Here is a 5,960-nt window from a genome sequence, read left to right on the forward strand (position 1 = left end):
CGGCCCCTGTGTGCGGCGTTAGGCATTTATATGAGTAGAAAGCCGTCACATGAGTACCATGAACGTATCAAGGCTTTGGATTCTTTGGTGCGTGAATGTATAAGTGTGTCCAGGGAGTTTGCAGGAATAAAGTCTCCTACTGGGGCTCACTATTACGCTTCTGTTCTTTTTACCTCGCTGTGTAGCCGTGGAGTTACTTTGGCGATAATGGCGCCATACAGCCCATGGGCAAAAAAGAAAATTGAACACTGGGACTATGCGTCTATGGCGGGAGTAACACGGTCTATTCTTGAAGTTAGGCTGGCGTTTTATTACCTGTGTGCTGAACCGGTGGGTACCGATGAGTGGTATTGTCGTTGGAATATATTTAATTTACACGACTGCGCATCGAGAATTCATCTGTTTAGTGAAATGCCTGATAGTGAAGATCAAGTAGAAGGCTTTGAAGGTCAGGCAGATGAACTGCGCGAGCGGCTTCTGGGTAATCCCTATTTTCTCTCTTTACCAGAAAAAACACAAAGGCATATGTTGCAAGGGAAAAAGGCATATCTTTTTCCGTTAGAGGAAATAGGCGTAAAGGCTGGGGTAGATATTCATACTTTTCGTTGGCTGTATAAACTACTATCAAGCCAAGTTCATGGCCTTCCAATGTCATTCTATAGGATGGAAGAACTGAATCGTGGTAGAGGTATACATAGTGAAAGTGAAGAGAGGTTTACATCTCTTTGTTTATCATTTGCTATATCGCTCTTGGCTGCAGCTAGAGATGAAATGAGAAACATTTTTACTGGTGCAACGAATGCCTAACAAAGTGGTGTTGTTCGCCGCTATCGCGGCTGGGACCTCCACTACGCTGGCGCTTCGTTTCGGCCCCAAACCACAGCGTTAGGCATATCAGAGTAGGCGGCTATGCGGTCAAATATTCAAGGATGGGGTATAAGCATTTTTAGCGTGTTCGGTGCATTTGTAGCCTGTGGCTTTGGAGGTGCTGTAATTGCTGACTTTGCGGGGTTGTGGGGGCTTCCTTTATCAGGTTTTTGTGCCGCTTTTGCAACGGTGGTAGTTGTATATTATTCAACCCCTAGTAACAGCACGATATCTGCAATTATTTCATTTTTTATTGGTTCGATCTTAGCTTGGTTTATCCTTGAGCCCTCTTTTTATCCTGAGTTTTACCCTGAGGTCGCCTATCAGCCGACACACCTTCCTATAATTACAACTTTAACTGGTGGATTTATTGCTTTGCTGTTTGTATTGTTTCCGTTCAGAGGTAAAGCAAATGCCTAACAAACACACGAAGTTCGCCCACTTCGTGGGCTGGGACCTCAAAAGCTTCGCTTTTTCGGCCCCTTGTGTGGCGCGTTACATGACAAATGGCTGATTCGAACGTTATAAAAATGGATTTTGATGATGCATTAAGACTTGTAGGCTTGTACGAGTTGAAAGATGCGGTTTTCGGGCATTATCTCGTAGGTCAGCTTGTCAAATTTCAACATGGTCAGGAAATCAATCCTAGGGCTGTCGTAGATGAAATACGACACCTTGAGGGAATGAATAAATCCAGTAGAACAAAGAAGGCTAGTAAGTTCAAAAGTGGAAAAATTGCGGGATTCTGGCACAAGCACTTTTTTGAAGCGAGGCACATGCCTTTCAATATAGCTCAGCATCACTTAGATGGTAAAACTGGTGAAATATCCGGATCTGCGGAAAGAATAATTAGACGTATTTTCGATCCCAACAAAAGTTCAGTTGTTACCAAAGAAATGATAGGCGAAATGAGCCATACGTTTTCAATTGCGGCTTACGAACAAAGAAGTAAAGAAAGGTCGTTAACTGGTGACTGGATTATTTATAAAAAACATATGAGTAAAAATTATTATCTGTGTGTATGTCCTCATAACATAAATACTGATAGATTATATGAAAACCTATATGAAATTTATCATGAAATCATGCCGTTTTTATTCGAATAAGGCACGGCCACGTAACAAGCGTAAGCACTTGACCCAAAAAAGCTGCGCTTTTTCGGTCAAGTGTTACGAGCGTTATGTGCAACCACAATGGAGAATATGAATGAACGCAGTATCTAAAGGAATTATTATCAGTTGTCTTGTTTTTCTGACAGCTTGTGCATCACCGCTGACAAAGAAGGAACTAGAGACTCTTCGTACCGTCGGTGTAGTCAATGAGTTTCCAGAGTATCCTAACTTCACCAACATTGGCACAACAGTATTTAATAACGAGTATGACGAAGTAAACGACTCAACATTAAAACAGTTCGTAACAAACGAGGTGGTTTCTCAAATCAACTCAAGAGGTTATTCTGCTATCGAAATCTCGGATAAAGTATCTGATGCAGATGTTGACCTAGTTATGGTTATCGTACCTCGTGATATATACAACATGATCGATACATATGGTTACGGTTTCTATCAGCGTTCGATGTTTAGCGCTAACGCTTTTGAAAAGTCATATGTTGCGCTAAACCTACGTCTTACTACAAATGGAAATAGCAGATGCGACACCTGTTACGGTCAAAGCCTGACCGAACTGCCTATTGATGAAATGCCGGCAAAATGGTCTGAACTTGAAGACTCAAAGAAAAAAGAGTTTATCAATATTTTGAAGCAAGACATTAAGAGCGCTGTAGCGATAGCATTTAATAAAACTGGCCTTTAGCAGCATGCCTGCACACATAACAAAGCAATTAACTAAAAACACCCTTCGGGCTGGGACCTCCGCAAGCAAGCTTGTTCCGGCCCGTTATTGCAAGCGTTATGAAATCCAATCTGCCTTTGGGCAACGAGCGGTGCCGAGGGTAAATTGGGCGGGAAATGTAATACTCCGTGCCGCCTCGTTGAGGTGATCGGAAAGTAAGTAAGTTGAAGAAGCAATGGAGTGCTTGGCGAAATGGAGTTCATCTCTCTTTTCTCCGTCACTCCAACAATGGCAAACCAATCCTGGTGCCATGTGTTGGCACATCAGGCTTGGCGGTAGCGTGCCTGTCGGCATGGGGCAAATCAAACAAGGAGAGTGAAATGATTCAAAGCTATCAGTCCTTATCCTTTTTAAATAAGCTCTGTGCAGGAATAGGTTTTCATAACAAGGCACAGCAGTTGCTCCCGTTGGTCGCTGGGACCGGCAAAACGCTGCGCTTATTTGCCGGCCCCTGTGTGCGGCGTTAGCCATACACTATGAAGAAAATCGTAATGCTACTTTGCATAGCGTTAAGTGCATGTGACTCAGGGGCCCTTTGGACTGATGGTACATACGAAGTTCATTGGGTTGATACTGGTGGTAACGTAACATTGGCCCGGCTCATTAATGATGGGCAAGATACAATAGGTAGAGTAGACGCTGAAGTCGTTGCTGTGGGTAGCGATGATAGATATATCGTTGCTAAGCAAAGAGAGCTGGGAACCAAAGTAATCTCCTATTTCTATGTAGACAGAGCCAAAGATAGTTCCTATCTAAATATGGATGAAATTACTCAAGGTCCATTTTCAGAGGAGAGGTATCTGGAATTAAAAGCTGAACTTAAACTACCTGAATTTAGTAGGGAGTTCTAAAAATGGCTAACAAGGCCAAGCAGAGCGATCCATTTTACGTTCCGCCTTTGGCTTCACTAAAAATGTCCGCCTGTTGGCGGCGTTATGTTTATTAAACTATGAGTGAACAAATATCAAAGGGAAATATACGCAAGTATATAGAGGCATGGAGTGGCTTCGATAAAGAAATATCAGAAGAGAATAATGCTTTTTCTGTTAAGCTAAGTAGTGCTGATAAGGTAGTAATCATCACTATGCCTTATGAGGTAGGTGAATTTTTCTTGGATTTCTACATGGGAGATTCGCCAATATTTTCGGATTGGTATGAGATAATGGAAGATCCTTTAGATGATTTTATGCTTTATACGGAGCAGGTGGTAAGAAATTTCCTATTTCATGAAGTTCGTATAAGAAAGCTAGGTTGGTGGATATTTAAAAGTGATGAGATTCAATATAGTGAGAATTGTGAGTGGCACAATGTTTTCACACCAAAAACATAACAAAGCATTGAAAATCGTTCGTTTCACTCACTGGGACCTCAATAGCTTTGCTATTTCGGCCCTTTAATGCGGCGTTATGTGTCTAGGAAGCCATGAGTAAACAAAGGGTTCTGATTCTCCTGCCAGCAATATGTGGTTTGGCTCTATTGCTAGTGGTCTTGTTCGACCTTGCTCAGTTCCGGTCCGGCACAGTTGATGTCCAAACCCTTTTGCTTAGAGAGATACCCATATTTCTACTGGGGTTGGTTTCCAGTATTTTAGTTTCGGGTTTCGCTACTAAGTGGGTGTTTCAGCGGCAATGGCGTAAGTCTATCTGGTCCGTGCTAAGTGTCTTTGTATACCTAGTTTGCTTCACAGTGGCTGGTGCAAATGGTGGGGCTTTTCTTAATGCAACATGAGGCGAAAACACATAACAATGCCGTCAACGATCAGCCCAACTACGTTGGGCTCGGACCTACGCTGCTGCGCAGCTTCGGCCCGTTACGGCGGCGTTATGCACCATTAAAGTGAGTTAGACCATGAAAGAATGGCTCCGAGAAGTAGAAGAATCGTTGATTGAGGCACTAGAGGTGACAAAATCCGATTCTGTACCTTTACATAACATGTATATGTTGGCGCCTATCATTTATTCGAGAAGGAAAAGAACCAATAATGCTTCTCTAATTCAAGAGATGATCGATGCAAATGACGATCAAGTCACTAGCGAGTGGTCTCTCGATGAGAAGTCAAAAGATCAATATAAATTCCACTACGTATCATCTTATATTTATTGCTTTGTGATTGCTGGAAAAATAGATGAATTTAAATACGACCAGATAATGGAATGTATAAATGAAAGAATGGATCTTTTTGAAGATGACTAGCATGGTCTGTAATCAAGAGCATAACAAAAGTGTGATGTTCGCCGCTATCGCGGCTGGGACCTCCACTGCTCTGTCGCTCCGTTACGGCCCCATACACTGGCGTTAGCAATATAGGAACTTACATGAAAAAGTTTAGTGTTGTTCTGCTCTTACTGGTTTCAGTTTGTGCAAGAGCAAATGAAAACTTTCCAGAGATGAATGATAAAAATGGGTATGTTGAACCCTTCCAAATGTTTGACGACGTGTACTATGTCGGCGATAAATGGGTTTCTTCTTACGCAGTAGAGACAAATACAGGGCTAGTTATTATTGATACGCTAGACTTCCCTTATTCTAAATGGATACCGATAAATCTAGAAAAGTTAGGGTTAGAGAAGAAGCCAGTTACTCATATTTTAGCTACTCATGGGCATTCTGATCATGTTGGGGGAGCACAATATCTTCAGGCGGAGTATGGCTCTAAGGTCGTCATGACCTCAAAAGGTCATGATCTGGCTAAAGAACAAGCAGAGAAAAGTGAGGGAACCAATAAATTTTTGCCCCCTAATGTAGACCTTATTGTTAAAGACGGTATGACTCTCGAAATTGGAGGTAAACAGTTTAAATTCTACATTACACCAGGTCATACCGAGGGTGACTTTTCATTAGACTTTATGGTGCAAGATAGTGGCGCAATACATCGAGCGTTTGTCGTCGGTGGGCATAGTTTGAGTGCTAAAAAGCCTGAGTTAGCGAATCAATTTTTCAAAAGTATGGATAGAATCAGAGAGATTGCACTGAAACCTCCTGTTGTGACCGTAAACCTAGCAAATCATCCACATAAAAATGATTTGTTCGCTAATCGTGATAAACGAAAAAGCGGTGTAGCAGTCAATCCATTTATAAGCAAGTCCAACTTTTTTATGTTTTTAGAACAACAGAAAAGTTTAGCAAAAGAAAAATTAGTCAAGTAGCACAATCGGTTAAATCTGAAAGCTCAGTGTAGTTGAATGCTAGTGTAATAAATAAAATTACCAAAACGGAAAATATTGCTAACAAGTGACTGTGGT

General features: G+C 41.8%; 8 protein-coding genes. All 8 read left to right on the forward strand.

The features are described 5' to 3' along the window. The coding region (locus tag ADIMK_RS01100; RefSeq protein WP_231516974.1) for a DUF5677 domain-containing protein at nt 1–807 on the forward strand (807 nt) is incomplete at its 5' end. 102 nt (nt 808–909) lie between these two features. Further along, nucleotides 910–1,287, forward strand: a complete 378-nt coding sequence (locus ADIMK_RS21880) for a hypothetical protein (RefSeq protein WP_156042730.1) — start codon at nt 910–912, stop codon at nt 1,285–1,287. Nucleotides 1,288–1,373: 86 nt separating this feature from the next. Further along, nucleotides 1,374–1,973 (forward strand): hypothetical protein, encoded by a 600-nt coding sequence (locus ADIMK_RS01105; protein ID WP_036182613.1) that lies wholly within the window; start codon nt 1,374–1,376, stop codon nt 1,971–1,973. A 100-nt stretch (nt 1,974–2,073) separates the two neighbouring features. After that, nucleotides 2,074–2,679, forward strand: a complete 606-nt coding sequence (locus ADIMK_RS01110) for a hypothetical protein (protein WP_036182620.1) — start codon at nt 2,074–2,076, stop codon at nt 2,677–2,679. Between the two features lie 515 nt (nt 2,680–3,194). After that, a complete protein-coding gene (locus tag ADIMK_RS01115; protein ID WP_156042732.1) occupies nt 3,195–3,569 on the forward strand; it encodes a DUF3997 domain-containing protein in 375 nt (124 codons plus the stop codon). Nucleotides 3,570–3,667: 98 nt separating this feature from the next. Next, a complete protein-coding gene (locus ADIMK_RS01120) occupies nt 3,668–4,048 on the forward strand; it encodes a hypothetical protein (RefSeq protein ID WP_036182624.1) in 381 nt (126 codons plus the stop codon). A gap of 518 nt (nt 4,049–4,566) precedes the next feature. Next, complete coding sequence (locus ADIMK_RS01130) at nt 4,567–4,911, forward strand: hypothetical protein (protein WP_036182628.1); 345 nt, start codon at nt 4,567–4,569, stop codon at nt 4,909–4,911. Nucleotides 4,912–5,033: 122 nt separating this feature from the next. Then, entirely contained in the window at nt 5,034–5,864 is an 831-nt protein-coding gene (locus ADIMK_RS01135) for an MBL fold metallo-hydrolase (RefSeq protein ID WP_036182630.1), read from the forward strand. Nucleotides 5,865–5,960: the final 96 nt, after the last annotated feature.

The sequence above is a fragment of the Marinobacterium lacunae genome, assembly GCF_000705555.1.
GTDB classification, from domain to species: Bacteria; Pseudomonadota; Gammaproteobacteria; order Pseudomonadales; family Balneatricaceae; genus Marinobacterium_D; species Marinobacterium_D lacunae.